This is a genomic window from Paenibacillus sp. NPDC058898 (assembly GCF_049316025.1).
In the GTDB taxonomy this organism is placed as follows: domain Bacteria; phylum Bacillota; class Bacilli; order Paenibacillales; family Paenibacillaceae; genus Paenibacillus_AQ.
Map to the genome: position 1 here is coordinate 523,230 of NZ_JBMOSM010000005.1, position 23,087 is coordinate 546,316.

Annotated in this window: 15 protein-coding genes; 3 read left to right on the forward strand and 12 right to left on the reverse strand. The window is 48.6% G+C overall.

The genetic code is table 11. The features are described from left to right. Positions 1-280 precede the first annotated feature (280 nt). The 6 genes from ACOZB4_RS17250 to ACOZB4_RS17275 form a co-directional block, all read right to left on the reverse strand. On the reverse strand, positions 281-3,061 hold the full coding sequence (locus ACOZB4_RS17250; protein WP_379413036.1) for an endo-beta-N-acetylglucosaminidase: 2,781 nt from the start codon (positions 3,059-3,061) through the stop codon (positions 281-283). 94 nt (positions 3,062-3,155) lie between these two features. Beyond that, on the reverse strand, positions 3,156-4,676 hold the full coding sequence (locus tag ACOZB4_RS17255) for an ABC transporter substrate-binding protein (RefSeq protein WP_339268983.1): 1,521 nt from the start codon (positions 4,674-4,676) through the stop codon (positions 3,156-3,158). 128 nt (positions 4,677-4,804) lie between these two features. Next, positions 4,805-5,752 carry a carbohydrate ABC transporter permease gene (locus ACOZB4_RS17260; protein WP_076323682.1) on the reverse strand — a complete coding sequence of 316 codons (948 nt, stop codon included), beginning with the start codon at positions 5,750-5,752 and terminating at the stop codon, positions 4,805-4,807. A 21-nt stretch (positions 5,753-5,773) separates the two neighbouring features. Continuing rightward, a complete protein-coding gene (locus tag ACOZB4_RS17265; protein ID WP_076323681.1) occupies positions 5,774-6,703 on the reverse strand; it encodes an ABC transporter permease in 930 nt (309 codons plus the stop codon). A 250-nt stretch (positions 6,704-6,953) separates the two neighbouring features. Beyond that, on the reverse strand, positions 6,954-8,504 hold the full coding sequence (locus ACOZB4_RS17270; protein ID WP_379413029.1) for a response regulator: 1,551 nt from the start codon (positions 8,502-8,504) through the stop codon (positions 6,954-6,956). Continuing rightward, the gene (locus tag ACOZB4_RS17275) at positions 8,501-10,363 is read right to left on the reverse strand and encodes a sensor histidine kinase (RefSeq protein WP_379413026.1); all 1,863 of its coding nucleotides are present in this window, start codon (positions 10,361-10,363) and stop codon (positions 8,501-8,503) included. The genes ACOZB4_RS17270 and ACOZB4_RS17275 overlap by 4 nt, the downstream gene beginning before the upstream one ends. A gap of 356 nt (positions 10,364-10,719) precedes the next feature. On the opposite strand from ACOZB4_RS17275, the gene ACOZB4_RS17280 reads away from it, so the two are divergent. Continuing rightward, positions 10,720-11,793, forward strand: a complete 1,074-nt coding sequence (locus ACOZB4_RS17280) for a hypothetical protein (RefSeq protein WP_379413024.1) — start codon at positions 10,720-10,722, stop codon at positions 11,791-11,793. 233 nt (positions 11,794-12,026) lie between these two features. Next, positions 12,027-14,660 (forward strand): family 16 glycosylhydrolase, encoded by a 2,634-nt coding sequence (locus ACOZB4_RS17285; protein ID WP_379413022.1) that lies wholly within the window; start codon positions 12,027-12,029, stop codon positions 14,658-14,660. Between the two features lie 411 nt (positions 14,661-15,071). Here ACOZB4_RS17285 and ACOZB4_RS17290 read toward each other — a convergent pair whose 3' ends face one another. Further along, positions 15,072-16,814, reverse strand: a complete 1,743-nt coding sequence (locus tag ACOZB4_RS17290; protein WP_379413019.1) for a S8 family serine peptidase — start codon at positions 16,812-16,814, stop codon at positions 15,072-15,074. 502 nt (positions 16,815-17,316) lie between these two features. Further along, positions 17,317-18,093, reverse strand: a complete 777-nt coding sequence (locus ACOZB4_RS17295; RefSeq protein ID WP_379413017.1) for an AAC(3) family N-acetyltransferase — start codon at positions 18,091-18,093, stop codon at positions 17,317-17,319. 195 nt (positions 18,094-18,288) lie between these two features. Here ACOZB4_RS17295 and ACOZB4_RS17300 point away from each other — a divergent pair, with 195 nt between their 5' ends. Beyond that, on the forward strand, positions 18,289-19,290 hold the full coding sequence (locus ACOZB4_RS17300; protein ID WP_379413014.1) for a phosphotransferase: 1,002 nt from the start codon (positions 18,289-18,291) through the stop codon (positions 19,288-19,290). Between the two features lie 86 nt (positions 19,291-19,376). Here the strand turns inward: ACOZB4_RS17300 and ACOZB4_RS17305 are convergent, their stop codons facing one another. From ACOZB4_RS17305 to ACOZB4_RS17320, 4 genes are read right to left on the reverse strand one after another with little or no spacing between them, the layout of a single operon-like run. Continuing rightward, on the reverse strand, positions 19,377-20,678 hold the full coding sequence (locus ACOZB4_RS17305; protein ID WP_379413012.1) for a glycosyltransferase family 2 protein: 1,302 nt from the start codon (positions 20,676-20,678) through the stop codon (positions 19,377-19,379). Then, a complete protein-coding gene (locus ACOZB4_RS17310) occupies positions 20,671-20,814 on the reverse strand; it encodes a hypothetical protein (RefSeq protein ID WP_179090659.1) in 144 nt (47 codons plus the stop codon). The genes ACOZB4_RS17305 and ACOZB4_RS17310 overlap by 8 nt, the downstream gene beginning before the upstream one ends. Positions 20,815-20,856: 42 nt before the next feature. Beyond that, a complete protein-coding gene (locus tag ACOZB4_RS17315; RefSeq protein WP_379413008.1) occupies positions 20,857-21,732 on the reverse strand; it encodes a GGDEF domain-containing protein in 876 nt (291 codons plus the stop codon). Next, the gene (locus ACOZB4_RS17320; RefSeq protein ID WP_379413006.1) at positions 21,722-22,825 is read right to left on the reverse strand and encodes a glycosyl hydrolase; all 1,104 of its coding nucleotides are present in this window, start codon (positions 22,823-22,825) and stop codon (positions 21,722-21,724) included. Before ACOZB4_RS17320 ends, ACOZB4_RS17315 begins: the two co-directional genes overlap by 11 nt. Between the last annotated feature and the right edge of the window lie 262 nt (positions 22,826-23,087).

Here is a 23,087-nt window from a genome sequence, read left to right on the forward strand (position 1 = left end):
TGACGACTTCAATGCCATCAATGGTTGTTTGCGTTGCTACATTATATATCGACCAAGATGGTTAATCTCAGCAGCCTTGCAATCAGTGCTCTTACGGCCCGCGTCAATTGCGCAACATCCAAATCGTGTCCTACATCAGGTTAACAACCCTATCTATACAAAATCTATACACGCTGGACTAGGGCCTTAACGGCGATTCTATGAAAGGAGCCAAACTGTATAGACAACTAAAAAAGAGCGTTCCCCCACTCAAGGGAAACGCTCTTTCTCGTAATCCGAATTATTTCAAGCCTAGTACCTCAAAATCATAAATCCGTGCCGCCGTATCCCCGCCTTGTGTTGCCTTCTCTACTTGAAGACGCACATACTGTGCGGAGGTAAGTTCGATGGCATGGCTGCTGACCGCTTTCGTATTGTCTTTGACCGATACCGCATCCTTCCATTCCTTGCCGTCCGAGCTTACCTGAATGGAGAATGCCCGCGTATTGAACGCGGCCGGTTCGCCTCCGGCTTCCGCATGCTTGATCACAAATTCGCTGATCTTATGCTCGGCTCCCAAGTCCACCTTCATTGAGTGAGGCCCGTCTCCGACAGCACACCATTTGGTAGCCGTATTACCGTCCACCGCAAATTGAGGTGCTTCCTTCTCATTCACGAAGCTGGATGCTGACGTTTTCTTTCCAAGGGCAAGGTTGCCAACGCCATTCTCCGCTTCCCGTGTAACCGTGATGAGCTTCTTCCGAACCAAGTCCTCGCCAACGCTATTCTTAGCAGTTAGCGTCACTTCGTACGTTCCTTCCTCCGGATATGTCACTTTAGGATTCTGCTCCGTGCTGGACGCTGGCTGTCCACCTGGGAAGCTCCAGCTCCAGGACTCCGTTACTTCCGAGGAAATATCCGTGAATTGCACCGTTTCTCCTGGTGCGATCAGCGTTTTATCCGCTTTGAAGGCTGCAACAGGCTTCGGATATTCCGGCCAGTCAAAGCTTATCGACGATGCTTTTCCTTGTTCATAATGACGGTTCACCGGAATCACGACCATCTTGGTTGCCTGCTCTTTCAGCAGCCGCTTCATTTCCGGTACGTAATACACGGTATTCCCCGTCATGCCCATCAACTCGTACTTGCCGTCCGGATGAACCCGGTACACCTGGTAGTACATCACGTCCTCAGCCTGTTTCGGTGCCTTCCAAGACAACCGCGCATCCCCATATATTCCGTCCCGGAAGTCGTTCTCGATCACCTGAAGATCGGTCACCTGGTGCGGTTTCTTCGCCTTATCATTCACCTGCGTAACGGCCAGTTTGCCGATATTGGCCCGATAATCCGCTATGTCCGCGGCAGATTCGAATTGAAGCGAGATTCCCACGATCGTGCGGTCTTTATACTTGTTCAGCTTGACGCTTCCCTGCTTCCAATCCTGATCCGCGCCCGTGGCGGTCAACTTGCCAGGCTCGAAAAATTCATACTTATCCGGCGCATCGGAGAATGCCAAACCGATCTTTACCTTGGCGTCCTTCGCATTGTCTGCATAGACAAGCGATACTTCCGTCGTCGCTTCTACCGGGATATTCGCCTTATACAGCTTGACATGGGTAGAGGAGTCTTTGCTTACGGCACCCGCCACCTGAAGCGAGCTGCCTCCGTAGTAGGATTTGCTAAAATCAAATCCAGGCTTGAGGGCTTCACCTTTGCCGCTTAGTTCCGTGATCCAGCGCCAGGTCGGCAAAATATCCTGCAGGCTCCGGTTGCTCCAGTCGCTGCTTCGCATCACTTTGCCGTCCACCGCAAACATATGCCCGTTGCCCGTATTGAAATGGGTGATAAATTCGGAATCGGTGAGCACGGTTTTGGCAATCACATCATTCGCAATCCCTCTCCAGGCGAGCGGATCGGTCCCTTCAGGCTGCGAGGTATTAGCTGGATTCATTCCAGGTCCCGCCCAGAAAATCTGCTCCTTTTTCATGTACTCCTCATGGGTTTCAGAGCTGTTGAACGCCCAATCGGGACGGTAAATGCCAAGGGAGGTTGTAGCTTTCTTGCCTTCCGGGAACACAACCGGCCAATTGAATTTGCCCTCGTAGCCGTTCGCCTCCACATCGATGCCAGCATATAGATCATACGGGCTGCGACCAAGCTCCGCCGCTTTAGCCGGGGAATTTAAGAACGGTGTGATGTAATCGTATTTGCCGTTCTTCTCATCCTTGTACTGCCAGCGGAAATCGATAAACATATTGTCGGAAACCCGCTGATTTCCCGCCTGGAAGAACATCTCGTTCTTATCCGTCAAGGCCCCCTGCCACTTCACCGGTCCCTCCTTGATCATGGAATCGTACCAGATCACTTCCATGCCAGGCGCTTTTTTCTGCTGAAGATACGTTAAAAATTCAGCCATCTTGGCGGCATCCTCTGGCGTTCCTCCCTGAGTTTCCTGATTGATAAACCAGCCGTCAAATCCGTAATACGTTGCAACCTCAATCAGTTTGTCTGCCACAGGGAAGGATCCGTCCTCCCGCTGCTTTAACAGATCATGCAGCCATTGGATCTTGCCTCCATGCTCGGTTTGCGGTAAGAAAACGGTTCCAAAAACAGGTACGCCATTCTTGTGAGCCGCATCGATCACATCGGCGCTTGGCGGAACGATCAATCCTTCGCCTGCCGAGCCGCCCCACATCACCAGCTTGTCGATATACTGCCAGTTACTGAACGTATAGGTATGGAACTTCTCCGAGCCTTGGGAAGGAGCTCCGCTTGTGCTTGGATACATGGAAGCAATCGATAAAACCTTCACTTCCTCCTTGGCATTGCGGTTTACCTTATTGCCCTGGATACGCTGATCTTCCAGCTTCACCGTTCCGCGGTTAAAAAGCGCATCCTTATCCTTAGACGGCGACCATTCCAGCAGCGTGTTCGGATACCAGTATGACGAGTGAGGCTGTGCTGCTTCGGCTTCTCCAGCAAAACCCGTCAGGGACGCGGCCAGCACTGCCGTGCTCATCCATACCGTCATTCTGCGTTTCCACTGGGCTTTCGTTAAGTAATCCGGTTTGATTCGTTTCAATGGAACAACCTCCTATGTTTATGATTTCTAGATATGACAGAGAGAAACGGCCGTGATGATCAGCCGTTTCTACCCCTCATACACTTTTTATGGATTACTTGTTTTGAGCTTTCCACTCATCAAACTGCTTTTGAGCTTCAGCGATAACTTTGTCAATTCCGGCATCCTGGAACTTTTGTTTTGCTTTTGGCAAGTATTCTTCAGGATCGATGGAGCCGGTATACAGTGCAGGAATAAATTCCTTCGCTACGTTCGTGATAGCCGCAACTTCCGTTTTTACAGGAGCCGTATCAAAGTTAAAGCCGAACGTAGGAGCTACTACAGCGGAGCTGTTAAATTTCTCGAATGCTTCCCACTTGTCCTTAGGCTCACCTTCATGAAGGTACGTCAGGAACATATTGCCGAGCGCAAATCCAGGCATAGCATAACTCTCTTGCATAGCAGGCATATCCTCGATGTACGGCTCTTCAAGCTTCTTGTAGTGCGTTCCTTCCAAACCGTATTGAATCATATTCCGGAGTTTCACATCTGTGTTAAGCAGGTTCAAGAACATCATCGCCCGCTCCGGATTTTTGGAGTAAGAAGAAATCGCCATCATTGAGCCTGCTGCGGAGCTGGTGTAAATGACAGGATCATGCATCGGTCTCGTCACAATGTCATATTTCGCGTTTCTGGACCAGCCGAGCTCTGCGTATGGCTGGGTAATCTCGCGGTCCACGAGCCATTTGCCGGTTTTGATGTTATCAATGCCATCCAGCGTCGCTACGTCCTCGCGCACATAACCCGCTTTATAGTATTTGCGCATCGTGGTCAGAGCCGATTTCAGTTCAGGTGAATCCAACAGGTTCACAAATTTAAAGTCTTTGGTGTCAAGGTACATACCGATCGGAATTTCATCACCAAGCGGGAAATCAACCGGCAAGTACGGCTTAAAGCCTTTCGGTACAGCAAGCGGTGTAATATCTGCAGGCTCGCTCTCTTTAATCGTTTTCAGAAGCGGCTCGAGATCCTCAAGCGTCGTTACATTGGAAATGTCCAGGTTGTACTTATCCAGATACTTCTTATTGAAGCGCCATACAAACTGTTGTGCCAATTCCTTGTTGGCCGGGATGCCATAGTTCACGCCGTTGACCTTCGTTCCTTCCAAGAAACGAGGATCCAGCGTTTCCTTAATGCCTTTTCCATATTGATCAAGCAGGTCATTCAGCGGCTTAAACGCGCCCTTGGCTGCATTTGGGAGATAATCGAACGCCCATGAGCTAGTGAAGGCGATATCGTAATTCTCGCCGGAGCTTGTAATAACCTGCATCCGCTGGCTGTAATCGCCCCAGTCGATCATACTAATCTCGATCGTTGCATTGATTTTTTCCGTCAGATATTTATTGATCTCCTCTTGAACCACGGGAAGATCCTTCTGGTTCGGCCCGATCATGTACATTTTCAGTTTGACCGGATCCAGCTTGGATACATCGACTGTACCGTCGCTTTGAACGGCTGCCCCTTCCTTCGAGGGTTCGCTCGACTTAGTGCCTTCCTTGCTGCCACAAGCCGACAATACGACCGTCAGCAGAAGCACAAGAGCAAGGGACAGTATAGAAACCTTTTTCTTAAACATGTGTTTTTCCCCCTGTATCACTTAATGGTTAACGCTATATTGACACCGCTTACACACATGAGACATCAAAGCCGGATTTCTCCGGCAGTGTGCGATGCGGGTACAACCTTATGAAATTATGCTTGAAATTATCCTTTAACCGAGCCTACGGTCAGGCCCTGGACAAAATATCGTTGGAAGAACGGATACGCCATAACAATCGGCAGTGTCGCCAATACGACCATCGCCATCCTCACCGTCTCTGTCGGCAGGCCAGCTGCTGCATCGAATGAACCGATATTTTGCGCATTCTGCGTCAGAAAGTCCATGTTCTTCTCGATCTTCATGAGCATGAACTGCAGCGGAGGCGTTGCCTGCGGATTGTTATAATACAGCAAGGCATTAAACCAGTCGTTCCAGTACCCTAAAGAGCTGAACAAACCAATTGTGGCAATCCCCGGTAGCGAGACCGGCATCACGATTCGGATAAAGGTCAGAAATTCGCCGGCGCCATCGATTTTGGCGGACTCAATAATTTCATCCGGAATCGTCGTTTGGAAAAAGGTCCTCATGACAATGATGGAGAACGCACTCAAGGATAAAGGAAATATCAACGCCCAGATTGTGTTTTGCAGATGCAGAAACTGGGTCATCACGATATAACCAGGTACCATACCACCTGAGAACAGCATGGTAAAGAATGCAAGGAAGCTGAAAAAGCCTCTAAATTCAAAGTTTCGACGGGACAATGCATAGGCATAAGTCGTAACCAAAGCCAGACTTACCAGCGTCCCTAGTACCGTGACCAGGAGCGTTAAGCTGAATGAGGATAGCAATTCGCCTCCCGTTTCGAAAATATATTCATACGCTGCCGTACTGAACTGACTCGGCAGCAGCCTGAAACCTTCCAAGACCAGGGTCTGTTCATCCGTCAAGGAAATAATAATAACAAATAGAAACGGAAAGATACAGGAGAACGAGAAAATGCCGATCACGATATTGAAAATCGTATTCCACAATGGGGAGATGGCGTTGTAGTCTCTCTTCTTTGAACGCTTTGCCGGCGGATTCGCGGTTTGCGTGGATAGCTGCGGCATTATAGGTACACCTCCCTCGGATTAGAAGATCGCATGATCTTTTTCAATTTTACGGACGATATAGTTAGCGACCAGAATCAGAATCAATCCTACAAGTGATTGGTACAAGCCCGCCGCCGTACTCATTCCGATATCTCCCATATTGATGAGTCCACGGTAAACGAAGGTATCGATAACATTCGTGACCGGATACAAGGCGCCCGAATCCTTCGGAAGCTGATAGAACAATCCGAAATCGGAACGGAAGATGCCCCCGATTGCCAATATGGTCAGTATGATCATCAGCGGTTTCAACAGCGGAATCGTTATGTATCGCACCTGCTTCCACTTGGTGGCTCCGTCGATGACAGCCGCTTCATAATAAGACTTGTCGATCCCTGTAATAGCGGCCAGGTAAATCACGCTGTTGTAGCCCACGCCTTTCCAGATGCCGACAAAAACGAGAATGAAGGGCCAATACTTCGCTTCCGAATACCAACTGACCGGATCTCCACCGAAATAGGTAATGATTTGATTCAGCGTCCCTTTGTCCACACTCAGGAAGGTGAACGCAAAATAACTGATAATAACCCACGACAAAAAATGCGGCAAAAACATGCCGGTTTGATATACCTTGGCCGTCCGCTTGTTGACAAGCTCGCTTAGCATGATCGCAAAGCCCACTGCAAAGACCAGACCCAGGATGATAAAAGCCAGGTTGTATAGGATTGTATTCCTCGTAATGATATAGGCATCATTGGTTGTAAACAGATACTCGAAGTTTTTGAACCCTACCCATTCGCTGTTGAACACGCTGGCGAAAAAGCCGTCCGGACTTATACGGAAGTCCTTAAAAGCGAGAACGGTGCCGAACATAGGCAAGTAAGCAAAGATAAGAAACCAGATGGTTCCGGGCAGTATCATCAGCAGCATAAACCGGTTGCGTATTACCTTTTTGATGAACCCCGACATGAGCACTCCTCCTCTTCCCTGTTAAATACAAGTGATGCGACTGTTGTAGAAGATCCCCCATGATCTTTGTCGATGCGGCTATTCTATCACTCGCCCTTTAACTACTATCATTGTGCCAAGTAAGCGCTATCGCGCTCAAGTTGAAAAATACTAGAACGGGATGGATAAATTAAAGAATCCCCCAAAAACAGCAAAGAACAGGCCAAAAGGTTATCCACCCTGAGCCTGTCGCTAATGGTTTACTGTTCATTTAGATCCGATACATGGACCTCATTTCGGTTGGAGATACGCCCGTATATTTTTTGAACTGCCTGTAAAAGTACGAGCTGTCCGTATAACCTACGCTGAACGCAATATCCGCCGTCTTCTGATCCGTATGTAAGAGGAGCTGCGTTGCTTTCTCGATGCGGTACTGATTCAAATAATCCGAGAAGCTTGCGCCGACCTCCTGTTGAAAAAGCTGCCCCAAATAATTTGGATGCATCTGCAGCCGCTGACTGAGCGTCTTCAGAGAAAGTTCTTCCGGATAATGATGCTGCACCTGTTCCACAAGAAACGAGACATGCAGGCTATAGCCTTGATCCGCTTCTTGCAGGCGCGCGAGACTGCGCTCGACGATACGCCATACATGATTTCGGAGACCCTGGAGCGTATTAATCCGGTGCATTGGGGTAAATATCTCGCTGTAATCGGGGTTTTTCTCCATATCCTTCGCCGCGATCATCAGTTGGACTGCCGCATTCAAGCAGGTTCCCCGGGGTACCGTCTGCTCCCCACTGCCATCGCCGAGAACGGACTCGATATAAGCCTGCAAGGAGGGAACGTCTCCTTCGATCAGCAGCTTTGCGAACGTGTCGGGACGAGCGGACGGCGAAGAAGCCTGAACGGTCTCCGGTTCCGCAGGCGGACTGTAAAGGGTCATGTCATCTCCGGCAATCAGGCAGGCGTTGAAATGGCCCTTCGCTTTCCTGTAGCTCTCCTGAATATCTTTGAAATCATTGAGTCCCGCATTCCCTTCGGAGCACCACATGCGCAAGCCAGTCAGCTCTCGCAGCTTAGCCATGGCATTTCTCATGCCCTCCCGTGCTGCATCTCTCCGTTCATTCATCGCGACCGACATCACGACGATGTCGTCATCCGCATCGGGGAAGCAAATTACCTCATGATCTCCCCCAAGCTCTTCCGAAAAAGCCCGGCAATATTCATCGGCTAGGCTGGTTAAGCGATAAAGCTGGGATACCGGGCGTTCGTCGGAGATGAGCCGCAAAACATAAACCTGGTAAGACACATAATTCAGCGGAATGCCGAGAAGTTCGGCTCTTTGTTTTAATTCCGAGCTTTTAATTTCGCCGTTGACCCATCGCTGCAAAATATTGCTTCGAAGGATCTTCCAATCCTCCTCGGAGCGAAACCGTTTCAACTCCTCGCGCTCCCAATCGCCGCGGATATGCTTAATGGTGGCTTCCAGCTCCTCGATGTTGATCGGCTTCAAAATGTAATTCTGAATGCCGAGCGTGATCCCCACCTTCACATATTCAAATTCTTCGTACCCGCTCAGCACAATAAATTTGGTGCGGGGATGCATTTCTTTAACCTTCTTGATAAGCTCGAGCCCGTTCATTCTTGGCATCATAATATCCGTGATCAGCAAATCCACCGGCTCTTCCCTCAACCGCTCAAGCGCTTGTAACCCATCGTTGGCCGAACCTGTTACGTGCAGGTCGTAATTCTGCCAAGCCACAATGGTGGCCAAGCCCTGAGCAATCAAAGGCTCGTCATCAACAAAAAATACCTTCCTCATGTCGTCTCCCCCTTGCGAAGCATCGGTATTTCCATGCGAACTTCGGTTCCCTGTCCTTCCGTGCTGTTTATGGTCACTCCGTAATCATGTCCGTAGTTCAGCACGATTCGTTCATGCACGTTCATCAGCCCGATCGAACGGTAACCCTTGTCGGGAGGCTGGAGGACCTTGTCCAGCGTGCCGCGGATTTGGGTCAGCTTTTCCTCCGGTATGCCCGTTCCATTGTCCGATACGATGATCACGACCCGGTCCCCTGCCCCCTGAGCTCGGACAGAAATTTTATTGTTGTCTTCCAGCGGACGAAATCCGTGAACGATATAGTTCTCCACGATCGGCTGGACCAGCAGCTTGATAATGCTGACATTTTGGATCTCCGGATCCACCTCGATTTCCGTCTCCAGCCGTCCGTCATAGCGAATGCGGAACAAGTCGAGATAAACGGAACACATGTCCATTTCCTCTTCAACGGTAACCACCGTGCTTTTTTTAACCATGTTCTTGAACATGACCGACAAGCTGTATATCATTTGACCCACTTCCTTCGCCCCCACGAAATACGCCTTCATGCGAATGGATTCGAGCGTATTGTATAGAAAATGGGGGTTGATCTGGGATTGCAGGGCAACCAACTCCGCGTTTTTTTGCTTGATTTCCGAGGTATACATTTTATCGATATATTGCTCCAAACGGTCGCCCATGTCATTAAACCGGCGGGAAATCTGCTGAAGCTCGTCTTCGCCGGACATCTGAATGCGCGTCGACAGATCGCCTTCGCCGATCCGGTTCATCGAGCGGATAATCCGCTGGACTTTTTTGGAGAACTTGCGAACGATCGTAAACGTAATCGCAAAACTGGCCGCCATAAACACAAGGGTAACCAGGATCAGTCCGGTTCTTAAACTCTCCGTGCTCTCTTCGATCAGGGATTGCGACACAATTCCCACCACCGACAGGCCCGCATTGCCGACATTTAATATGTTTACTTTGGAGGGTTCATCCAGCTCCACCCAGTCCCCGGCTTTTTCCTGCTCCAGGTGGTAGGGATAGGTTTGGCCGTAGTACTCATCCTCCGAATCGTAAATCACGGTTCCCTGTGCGTTCAACACTAGAATTCGGCCTTTTACTGAAGCACGGCTCTCCAGCCAGGATGAAATTTGCCGGGCGTCGAACTCCACATTCATCATTCCCACCCGATTCAGCGTCCACGGGTCCTTCAGCTCTCTCGAATAGGAATACGATCTTGGACTGGAACCTCCGGACGAACCCGAGTACTCGTTTTGAGGCATGGTATCCCAGCTGTGCTGCTCCCGGCGGGCGAACCAAGTCTCCCACTTGTTCTTGGAACCCGCTTCATTGTTCAACTGCTGGTTGGTCCGGCTGATATGCATGTAAAAATTGTTCGGATAACTGTAGATTGACACACTTCTGGCGCTTGATTCCTGCTCCAGATAATTTTTCAGCAAGGTATTGAAAGACCGTAAACGCTGCTCCCCTGTCCTTGTGTACAAATCCAGCCGGTATTTCAGGTAACTCTCATATTCATGGTTCAAAAAATAGATCAGCTCATCGCTCAGCGTGGCATCTCCGTAAATCTGCTGAAATATATTCTGTATCCCCTCATACTGCCGACTCAAATAAATATTCAGAACATGCGCGGATTTTAGATTCGCATCGGTCTGTTCACGGAGTATGCGCTGCGTCTGGTATTGATAAACCAGAGTTGCCGCAATCGCGAACAGCACGATCATGACGGTTGAATACAGCACAACGATTTTGTTGAACATTTTTCGCTTTAGATGATTTAAATAGAATTGGCGCAGTTTGAAAATATGAAACACACCCTGTTCTATAATGGTCACTTCGGCACCCAGTGTACACCCTTTCCGTAAACCCGGCAATTGAAATTTGCATCGTTATGAAGCTCAAAGAAATAAATCGCGCCCTTTCCGAAGCCCTCCAATCCTGAACTCCGTTCATGCAACCGGACGGTGCATCATCGTTTTCCTAGCGCGGCATGACGGACGGTGCAGGAAATGAGAAACGAAATCCGTTCGTCCTGACCGAACGCATAAACGGAAATACTAAACTACGATTTGGAATGGAACGGAATGGGACAAGTCAGCACAATACATATATGATATCGACGAGCAGAGGAATGCCCTTCTATATGTTGAATATGTATATGGACCTAAATTATAAACCGAGGATATGAAGGATGAAACTTCAATTACTATATCATGAATATCTGAATCTAAAATTCAATAGAGGATTGCCGTCCGTTCCGTTGGACGGCTTTGAATATGAACTTCTTGAGGAAGATGGCGCTGAATTATTCTTTGTCGAACGTAAAGATGAGGCCTTTGTTGAATGGACGTACGAATTACAGCCCCGAGATCCCCATTATGTTGCGAGCCCGGACTGGAAGCCTGTGCTCTCGGCATTTTTTAACCATCTGGACGTCTATGACGAACTCGTGCTCTATTACCTGTTATTTACGATCAACAAGACGACATCCATCGTAAGGACCAATCCATTCCTTGCCATGAATGATTTTATGAAGAACTACTGCTTTTTTCAGTTGGCTCAGTTGACGGATGCCTCCCGGTTGAACGAGGAGCAGAGGCAGCAATTAAGGGACTTCTTTTTCTTTTTCTACCTGTATGCTCACCCGGTTAATGAGGAGACGCTCTACGCCTTTTCATTCAACGGGCAAGATTTGATTCATACGAAAACCAATATCCGTATGGAGCATTATTTTACTGTATATCACGATTACTATAGCGAGAATCTTGACAAGCATAGAGACCAACTGTTCATCGCTCCTCATGAAATTCATGCCTGCAAGGATCTCACACTGGTGCTATTAAGGTCCATTGAGGGTAAATCGCCCAAGCTAATCATGCCTTCCGAAGAGGGTTTAGACGTACTATTACAGCTGATCAATAACGTTGATGATTTGATTCATATGAACGCCGAGAATAAAACAACGTTATTCGGTATTATGAAAGACTTTCTCTCGGACAATCGCCTGAACCCCTATAGACAGCATTGTTTCCGTATGCTGCTCCAGAATTACGTTTGTTATATCCTTTATTTTAAGTTTGATGAAATTGATGATCTGGTCGATTACTTTAAAGGCACTCCGGTATGGTGCGAAGCGATCATCAATTACATTTTTACTGATGCCATCTTTATTCAGAAGATGATGAGGCAGAACCAGATCGATATAACCAAGTATCCGAACGTGATCGAATTCTTCAATGAGGAAGCCCGAAGGATTTACCTGTAAGCCAATGTATGGCCATCCCGCAAGGAATGGCCATAATGCGCCGTCTTCATCCCAGCTGGATCTTGATGACCGTTGCGCTCATTCATATAAACCCGAAATAATGGGGCCCAACCAAAAAAATGGTACCTATCCTTCTGATTATGAAATTCGATAGAATTAAGATGTCTCCATTGTAAGCGTTTTCCTTTATTCGCATATGCTGGGGAATTCATTTATCTTAAGGGAGGGTATTTATGAAGCGATCACAAACTTCGGAAAAGCGGTATAGGCAAAGGGTATTGAGCTTATTTTTGGCGGTCGTGATGCTGGCTAGCATCGGCCTATTGCCGACTTCGAAGGTTCAGGCTGCTGAGACTGCTGGAACCACCATAACCTCGATGTCTTACTTTTCAGCTGCAGACGGGCCTGTCATCACCAAATCAGGAGTTGGCCAGGCAAGCTACGGTTTTGTCATGCCGATATTCAACGGAGGCTCTGCCACCTGGAATGATGTTGCCCAGGACCTGGGAGTAAAGGTGAAAGTAAATGGCAGCTGGGTCGATATCGACAGTGTCGGCAGCTTTGTCTATAACCAGAACTGGGGGCACTGGAACGACGGCGGCTTTACCGGCTATTGGTTCACGCTCTCCACAACGACCGAAATTCAGCTGTACTCCAAAGCCAATGAGGTCAAGCTTGAATATTCACTAGTCTTTCAAAACATCAACAAAACAACCATCACCGCGATGACCCCGACCCAAGGACCGCAAATTACAGCAGGGTTTACGGGCGGTGCCGGCTTTACCTACCCTATTTTCAACAATGATCCGGCCATAACCTATGCGGCCGTAGCAGATGATTTGAAAGTGTATGTGAAGCCTGTAAACAGCAGCCAATGGATCGATATCGACAACAATGCAGCCAGCGGCTGGATCTATGATCAAAATTTTGGCCAATTCACTGACGGAGGCGGCGGCTACTGGTTTAATGTAACGGAATCGATTAACGTCAAATTAGAATCAAAGACCTCTTCGGCTAACATCGTCTATACCATCTCCTTTAATGAGCCCGTAAGAAACTCTTATGTCCTTACGCCTTATGAAGGAACGACCTTTACAGCCGATGCGAGCGGCGCTATCGGCATCCCGCTGCCTAAGATTGATGGGGGTGCGCCAATCGGCACGGAGCTTGGCAATTTCGTATACCAGATTAACATCAACGGGCAATGGGTGGATCTGGATAACTCAAGTCAGAGTGGATTCGTTTACTCCGCTAATGGCTACAATAACATGTCCGCTGCCAACCAGTGGGGATATTGGGCGGACCATATCTATGGCCTGTGGTTCCAGCCGATCCAGGTGGATATGCAGATCCGTATCGGCTATCCACTAAATGGACAGGCAGGTGGAAGTGTGGGCAGCAATTTCGTCAATTATACCCTGATTGGCAACCCAGATGCTCCTCGTCCGGATGTAACCGATCAGGAGGATATTCCGATCGGAACGCCAAATGACTCAGCCATCGAGGGCATGAATCTCATCTGGCAGGATGAATTTAACGGAACCGCGCTCGATCAGAGCAAATGGAATTATGAAACAGGTTATTATCTCAATGACGATCCCAATACATGGGGTTGGGGCAATTCGGAGCTGCAGCATTATACCGATCGTGCACAAAATGTTTTTGTACAGGACGGAAAACTTAATATCAAGGCTTTGAACGAGCCAAAATCCTTCCCGCAGGATCCAAGTCGGTATGCACAATACTCCTCTGGCAAGATTAACACCAAAGATCATTTTTCCCTCAAGTACGGCCGAGTGGACTTCCGGGCAAAGCTGCCTACAGGCAACGGCATCTGGCCTGCGCTCTGGATGCTTCCCCAGGATAATGTGTATGGAACATGGGCATCATCCGGTGAAATCGATGTGATGGAGGCAAAAGGACGCTTGCCAGGCTCAACGAGCGGCGCCGTACACTTTGGGGGACAATGGCCGACGAACCGGTATCTTTCCGGTGAATATCACTTCCCTGAAGGGCAAACCTTTGCCAATGACTATCATGTTTATTCCGTAGTCTGGGAAGAGGACAACATTAAATGGTATGTGGATGGCAAGTTCTTCTTTAAAGTGACCCGGGATCAATGGTATTCCGCAGCGGCGCCGAACAATCCAAATGCGCCTTTCGATCAGCCGTTCTACCTCATTATGAATCTAGCGATCGGCGGGACCTTTGATGGGGGCCGGACCCCGGATCCGTCCGATATCCCTGCAACGATGCAGGTAGACTATGTGCGTGTGTATAAAGAAGGGGAAGGCGGCGGCCAGAATCCAGGAAACGTGCCAGTTACCGGCGTAACAGTCAGTCCGACCACGACACAGGTCGAAGTCGGGCAGCGTGTTCAGTTAAATGCCAGCTTGGCACCGTCCAATGCAACGAATAAGCAAGTCACATGGTCCGTTGCCAGCGGCGGCATCGCATCCGTGAGTCCAAGCGGTCTCGTGACCGGACTCGCTCAGGGTACAACAACCGTCACGGCGAAGACCGCTGACGGCAATAAAGCAGCCAACGCCACGATCACCGTTGTACCGGCATCATCCACCGTGATCGTCATCGGCGATGAGGTGAAGGGCCTGAAGAAGATCGGCGATGACTTGCTGTTCTATGTCAATGGCGCAACCTTTGCCGATTTACATTATAAGATCAATAATGGCGGGCAGTTAAACGTAGCCATGACTCCAACGGGGAACGGTAACTATACCTACCCTGTCAACAACCTGAAGCATGGGGATACCGTCGAGTACTTCTTTACCTATAACCCGGGGCAAGGAGCACTGGACACCCCTTGGAAGACGTATGTTCATGGGGTCACGCAAGGAACACCAGAGTAAACCGGGTAAGCCCGGACGATCATGTAAGTGGTTGAAATACCGATGCCTGCTCCGGGTTGCAAGAGTGCAATGTGAAATAAATCAGGGCAAACAGAAGGCCGTCGACATCATCGACGGCCTTGCTTCAGTGGATCAGCTATCGTTGATTCTCCTTTAGCTGAATCAATGGTCTTAATATTTTTTGCATGTCGCTTCAATATTACGACTGTACACTCGCTGCTTTACTCGCCTGTCTGGAATGCAAGATTTTCATGGCGTATCTTGCTATAGGCTGTGCGACCAACATTTCAATCCAGAACGCTACGCCAAAGTTCCGAGGCCAGGTATGGAGGAAATTTTTAAATAAAGCGCCTTGCAGACGGATCTGCGAAGGCGCTTCTGAACATTTACTCGGATCGATATTAAACTATATTATTTCTTCAACCATAATGCCGGTACGTTCGTTGGCTCCCAGCCCACCATCGAGGTATGTGCTTGAAGGCACTGATATGCTGCCCCGCCGTAAGTCACTTCGTCCCCGATCTTATATGATACACCCGGGGCCCAAGCCGACGGCTGTGACGAATCGGAATCCGTAGTTACCGTTACAGCATTGCTTGCTGCAGACCGATTACCTGCGGCGTCTGTCGCTTTAACTGTGAACGTATAGGTTGTATTGGGTGTCAAGCCGGTGATCGTTACCGAAGTATTCGTGACGGTGACCGCTAACGAGCTTCCTTGGTATACTTCATAAGCTGTTACGCCTACATTGTCAGTAGAAGCACCCCAGCTAAGCGATACGCTTGTGCCAGTTTTACCTGTGGTCGTTACATTGCTAGGTGCGCTCGGGGCTTGCGTATCGCTACCACCGCCACCTGCCGCTAGCACAGCAGCGTGGGCATCAACAATGCCATACCCATACTGATTCGTGCTTCCGGCAGGCTGCGCCGTATTCCTGAGAATATCTCTGGCCGCAGCAGGAGTAAGACTCGGATTAACCGATCTCATTAATCCTAGTACGCCTGCCACATGAGGGGTTGCCATCGAGGTGCCGGACATGGTTGTATATTGACCGTTTGGATATGTGCTGTATATGTTCGATCCCGGAGCCATCACATCAAGACCCGTTCCATAATTCGAGAAGCTCGAACGCGTTCTGCTTGATGTAACGGAACCCACCGCAATTGAGCCGCTGTAAGCTGCCGGATAAGAGATGCTTGGAAGTCCATCATTACCGGTAGCTGCCACTACGATTGTGCCAAGGCCAACCGCTGTTTGGATCGCCTCATCCATCCCGCGATCATAGCCGCCGCCGCCCAGCGACATGTTGATGACATCAGCTCTAATATTCGCGGCGTGAAGAATACCTTGTTGAATGCCATACATCGAACCTGAGCCGCTGTCGCTAAGCACTTTAACCGGAACCAAAGTCGCGTTCTGCATGACGCCTGACACCGATCCATAGCTGGCGATCGTTCCCGCAACATGCGTGCCGTGCCCATGACGATCGATTGTGGTACTGTCTACAAAGCTCCGACCCAGGCTGGTGTTCACCAGATTACTCAAGCTCGCATGGTTGCTGTCAATTCCCGTGTCAAGCACGCCAATTCGAACTGAGCTAGATCCGGTCGTAATCCCCCAGGCTTGCTGAACCCTAATCATGTCATAATGCCAACGCTGATTGTTGTGAATCGCTTGAACTGAAACATCTTCCAGAGCTGCGGTTTCAAGCGCGTACACTTTGCGATTTTCAGAGATATACCGAACTTCGAGACCGAGGTCATCCAACGTTGTCTGCAATGCTTCTTTGGCGGAATCGATGGACTTGTAGTCATTTACAGAGTACTCGACCAAATAGACCAATCCCATTTGTTCTATTGCCGCAGCCCTGACATCGGTATCTAGCTGCTGCACCGAGAAGGTGCCCATATCCTGTCCGAACAGTGAATCGGCAATAGTAAAACCGCTCTTCGTAAGGAAACCCGATTTCATCAATGTATGATCTGCGCTTTGAATCGAATTTACATCGGGCGGTTCCGCAATCGACACGACGAGTTGACCTTCAATATAATCCGTTGAGTGACCCTGAACGGAGCTTCCAAACGATACCCCTGTAAAGAGGCCTGCCACTAAAAAAATGGCGACTAAAATCGAAATTGCATACTTCCTCATCATTAAAATCCCCTCCAAGGAACAAATATGAGCCAGTCGTCTGGTTTCTTGCTTACGACATGATGAGTAGGAGTTTGTCATGATGCTAGGAAAGTGCATTTGAAAAAATGCAAATGTATCACAGCTCCTTTTTTCGGCTATTTTTCTTGATTTCCTCGTTTTCCTTGATCCCCCCTTCTTAACATCATAAATATGGGGAGGGCGCTGAATAAATCACCCTTTTTTACCAATTAATGCTTTTACATCTTTTTTTGGCAAATATAATAATTATTCAAGGAAATTCCCATTTCATCTTGCCCGTAATGCCTTGACCTAACTGCGTGTCGTTGATCGTTGGTCTACAACTTGCCTGTGTGATGTATGGAGTCAGGAGGACGGGCCTATCGTCGAAAAAAAAGCGAAAGGAGCTAGCAGTTACCAGCCCATTTCGCCTTTTGCACTTATGTATGAAATGCTTATACCCTACACTTTACCCATTCTCACCCAATCCCTGCGGTCTTTTCGATCAATCGTGGTTGACTGAATGATACAAGGGAAGATTATCCGAGAACAAATCCGAATTGTCCTTAAGCATTTCAGTTATGATGTTCGCCACCTTAGCGGCATCACAGACCCTTACAACGGCATCGCCAAGTCGCCCTTTATGCATGGCACCTTGGCCTTCAAGCACCTCATCGACTTTCCAAAAATGCTCTGACCACGACAACCCGCAATGTCTGCGGGAAGGTACAGGAATTTCTGTTCCGTCAGGTAACACCGTGTACAGCATCTCGTGGTCATCCGTTAGCCTGCCCGGTATGTCCACCCACTCTTCGACTCCATGAATAAAGGTGTTGCGCTTTAAATCGACCCCAACTAACAAGATGGTCGCCCTTCGGTCGAGCAGCTTCCCCCAGGCAGAACCTCTAGCGCATGGCGTATCGAAACGATGATCGTCATTTGTAAACACTATAGAATCCTGGCCTAATGCCGCCACCGAATGAGTAGGGTGCAGCGAACGCACCACACCAGGCCGTTTGCGAAAAAGTTCAGGCAATATCCCGACACAGGAAGATGACTGATCTACGTAAAATTTCGGATTATCTGCATTGATGTAAGACCACGTATGAGTGGGTAACACCAGCAGCCCATCTTTCATATAGGCTGTCAACGCATCAAGAACTGTGTCCGCACCACCCTCGACCGGTCCCATACTCTTCATCGAAGAATGGACCAACAACGTCCCTTTGCTGTCAATACCCAGCTGCTCTAATTGCTTCATTAAGCTTTCCATCGTGTGCATGTTCCTTCCCCTCCTCCGGCCCATTATATCAAAACTTGCTTTACTTATGGTAAGGTTCACCGCGCTGTCTGTATCGGCAAGTTTTTAATTGCCTTCATGGCGTTAGACCATACACACTTCCCCCTCAATGAATAACCTAGCGAATAGATCTACTCTCGATCTTCTTTCTCCCATCTTGAATGAATCGAGGTTGCCATGGTAAATTCCTATACTAAAACCCAAATCCGCAAAATTACCCGCCGCTTTGGCCTGATCCCGTTGAGTTCAGACTCGATTGGGTCCCTTTACCGAAAAAACGCTGTCATCCAGGTACAAACGGAAAGTGGAACCTATGCTCTAAAGCCTTTTTTTCGAAGTTTGCTCCTCCGCTCGAATACAATTCAGCAAATAAAAACAACTGCAGACTATATGCAACTCTTGATAAATAGCGGCTTTAGCTATATGCCTAAATGGCTAACGAGCAATTCCGGAACGTTATGGACTTTAAACCAAGGAAGACCCTTTTATATGTCCCCATGGATAAAAGGAAGGAAATTAGAAAAACAAGAAGATTTTGAAGAACTTGGCCGGGCCCTTGCCACCCTGCATCAAATATCCAGTCATTTCCCTCACGCTAAAGGGCCTTTCACTTTTAAACAAATCCAACTATGGCAAAGCCAAGACCGCCTCTTTCGTAGGCGAATGGCAAAAGCAATACAAACGAATGAACCGAACCGCAAATGGTACAAAAAATACGGAAAATCCTGTAACCGACTTTCGGAGCGGGCCTGGACCGACTTAAGGAGTCCGGAGATTGTAGACCTCTTGGAGAAGGAACGGGCCCGTACCGCGTTGATACACAACGATATTACTTCGCCTAATGTCATTATTTCTGATGAGGGCCAGCTTTTCATCATCGATTGGGACCACATGAAGGTTGGCTCCCTCTATGTTGATGTAGCAAAGTCCCTTATGAATACGACTCAATATAATCCAGATTTCAATCTATCGTTGTTAAAAGGGTATGAAGAAATCTATCCTTTAGACAGGATCGAGCGCAAATTGATTTCTTCCTTATATGGATTGCCTCAGGAAGCTTGGCACGCCACTCGATTCCCTAATCACCCGAGAAGCCGTAAAATGTTAGACATTATGGAACAAACATGGCTTCTCCGATTGAAAGCAATGGATTTATTAGCTGAATGGACAAATCAATAAAGGGAAGTGAGGATTAGGACGTCCAATAGCACTGACTCGATCCCACGGTACCTTCGTCGATGCTCTACCCCACTCGAATAATTCTCTTATCCAAATCGCTGCGTTTTGTACCACTTGGCTTTTCTCCCCGTCATTTTGTCTACGACGAAAGAATAGAGCGCGCGCAGGGAAATCAGCAGAAATAGCTGGGCATACGTGAAATACGATAGGCAGGACAGAATAAAGTTTTGGATCGTGCTTTGCCCGACATCGGTTGCCAGCGCCAGATTGATCTGCAGCACAAATAGGTAATACATCAATCCCCAGGCAGCCATCAGATAGACGTATACATCATCGGCAAACTGGAACGGGGACACCATATCCGGATTGAACAGGGCAATCACCCAGTAGGCCAAGTTGACGACGATGATGATATCCGACACGATAATGGAAAGCAGAAACCAGAAATAACTCGCCGCGTAGTACAGCACTTGCAGCTTAATCCGCCAGCTTGACCGATTGAACAAATGATGGATGTTCTCAATCACCACAGAAAAATTCCCTTTAGCCCATCTTTCCCGCTGCTTCAAGTACACGCTGAGCTGCTCCGGTTCCTGCTGATAAGCTTCCGCCTGGGGAGCCAGGGCGATCAACTGCCCCCTGGTCATAATCTCGAACGAGATGGCCGTATCCTCTGTAATGGCCTCCGTATCCCAGCCGCCGATCTCGCGCATCAGATCCGTTTTCACAATAAAATTCGTCCCTGGAATCGTCCCCAGCTTGAACAGCTCCCACAATCCGGTATGATAGATTCGCTGCGCGGTGACCAGTTCGAGATTAATGCATTTGGAGAGGAAATTCTGCCCGCGGTTTCTGGCCTTGTTCCGTCCAAATACCGCTCCATAGGTTTCAGGGTCTTCCATCGCTTTTTCAATCAAAAAGTACAATGCATTCCGCTCCGGTGCCGCATCCGCATCAAAAATACAAATCCACTCGTTCTTGGCATACTCCAGCGCATCATTAAGCGCACCCGATTTGCCACCCGTTCCTGTACGTTCAAAAATCATAAAATCCCGGTCGCGATACGCTTCCTCGCTCTTCAAAGCCTTCAATTTTCCGGCCGTATCATCACTGCAGTTATCCGCAATGACAATGAGCTGCACCTTATCCTTCGGGTAATTCAGCCGCAAAATATTCTCCGCCGTTGCCGCGATAACCAATTCTTCATTGTGCGCCGGCACCATGACGGTTACCTTGGGGAAAAGCTCCATCTCATCCACATCGGGAATGTTCCATTCCCTGCGGCTCTGCCTGAAAATAAAACGAACCGCTCCTCCCATAATGAGGATCGACTCGAACACGGCAGCCCAAATGCTAATAATACAAAATATTAATAATAAGTCAGCCACGGATCTTCCTCCGGTCGTATTTTCGCTGTACACGAACTCGAAGGGCCATCGTTGCAATAAACAGACCCAGCGCCGCAAGGGTAAACATCAGGCTGACGATTTTGCATAGCGGGACAAACCATTCCGTATAAGACATCTCTTCCTCCTTCTGCCGCTAACTAAATAAATTGGCAATGATTTATATATATTCTCCGATCAAATCGGTCTCCGTATTGCGTTCGAGGGCGGCAATGACCGCATCCGCATCTTCATATTTACTGAACTGCTCCTTAGCAAACACCAGCGCTCCTGCACGGATCACCAGCTTCAGCTCCCCGCCTTTCCGGTCCTGAAACGGCATGTCCATCAGCGCGTGCTTGATCCGATCCGTCAATGCCTTTAAATACTCCTGGTTCGTCATGGGGAGCAGCAAGATAAAACGCCCCTCGTCAAGGCCGAACTTGTAATCCTCGTACCGAATATGATTCCGTATCCCTTCCGATAAGGAAGCGAGCAGCCGAGCATAGCCTTGGGAACCAAGGGATTCTCGCACCATCGGCAGAAATTCAATTTTAAACATGGCCAGGCAAAAGGTATACGCATCCGCATAACGATTGGCCAGATTCGACTGCTTGACCAGCGTTTCCTTAAAGGCTTCTTTATTGCCTAGCGAGGTAGCCCAATCCACTTCCGGATTCTTTCGCTGCAGCTCCTCAAGCCGCTCCATCAGCCGCTTGTTGCGAATCAGCCCGGCTTTGATAAATGTGGCCACGGCCACATTGACTGGCAGCAGCCAGAGCCAGGAGATGGACAGCACATCGACCTCGGCATACGTCGTAAGCCATACAAAATAAGCAACGATATAAACAAAAATACAAACAACCGAGACCCCGGGAGGGACCAAGAAACCTAGCAGCAGAGCCGCAAGGCATCCGATGCTGAATCCCAGTTCAAGCAGCGTAAATGATGAGTCTCTAAAAACATTAATATAGACCAACAACTCCTGCAGGACCGCTATACCGATCAGCAGTACGTACCCCCAGACCATGCGCTGGATCAATCTTTTATTTTCCATGTCCACCTCGATCAAAAGCATATTCCCCTAATAAAGGAAGCAAGTTATCAAAAACATGCGTATTTTTTCCGAATACATATCCTCCGGGATAACGAGCATCTTTTCCCTTGAGAGTCTGCATGCGTTTGTACAGCTTTTCTGCAAATGGCCTGTCATCCCTGTGAATAGCATACATAATCGCAAGCCCATACACCGAAGAAGACTCGTAATTCACCACGGCCGTTCGATCAGCGCGTCGATACTGTCCGGCTATCTTCCCCGTCCGCTTAAACTCTTGTTTCAGAAATTTCAGTAGCGGCTCTTGGCCCCTTTCCGTTTCCCCGGCATGCAAAGCGACTAACAGTTGATCAATTAAATTCGCAGTTGCATCATATGTATACTCCCCGGTCACTACATTAAAGGACTTAGGGTAGAACACACCGTCATCCGGCATTTCCTGCAGAAGGGAATGATATCGATTGTACGTTTCCACATCCAGTAACCCTTCTTCCAGGAGCACTTTTAGTGCCGGGAGATCCACATAGGCAAGACTCAGCGTGTCAGGCAATTCCTGACTGGAGAAATCGTAGAAATCCACCAGGTACCCGTTTTTCTGTGACCGGCTTAACAAGGTTTCCGCGAGATCCCTGGCCGTCGTCTTCCATTCGGAGTGGCCCTTCCATATCCGGGCACCCTCAAGCAGAGCCCCGATAATCCGCAAATCGTCGCCAAGCGCGTTCGTGCTAACGTCCACCCCTCCCTCGGGATTTAGTTTCCACGCAATATAATGGCCATCCGCTATAAAATAACGGGTTAATAGGTCATAACTCTTCTCAAATGCGACAAGGTCACGACTTTCCAGCGCCGCCTGCATCCAAAACCCGAGGGACTCGGAGAGTGCCTCTCGTCCTGCTGCCAATTCAGGATGGATCGACTCTGCTCCCTGTAAATAGGTAGCCAGTGTGCCATTCGGGTTGGTCATATTCATCGTAATAAAACGTTTTGTTGAAATGTCCCCCTTGGCATGGATCAAACATCCCCCGATTCCCAAGGCAGTGCTCAACAATATAGCAAGCACTATCCACAAGACTTTACGTCCGCTTCGCCATTCCAAGCCGCCCAACCTCCATTCACTAAGGAGTAACACCCTTATACCAAAAGGCATCTGCACCAGAGGGGTCTCACCCCCTTGCGAATTGTATCATTCCATTCTGTACAAAAACTGTACAGGTTAGGAATTTGTTAGATAAGCACTAAAAAAACCGAGCCTCTGGGCTCGGTCAGGCTGTCGAGAAAGTCTCGACAGCTATTTTTATATCGAGATATTTCAACACGACACCGCGTTAATGTTGTATAATTATAGTAATAAATGAGAT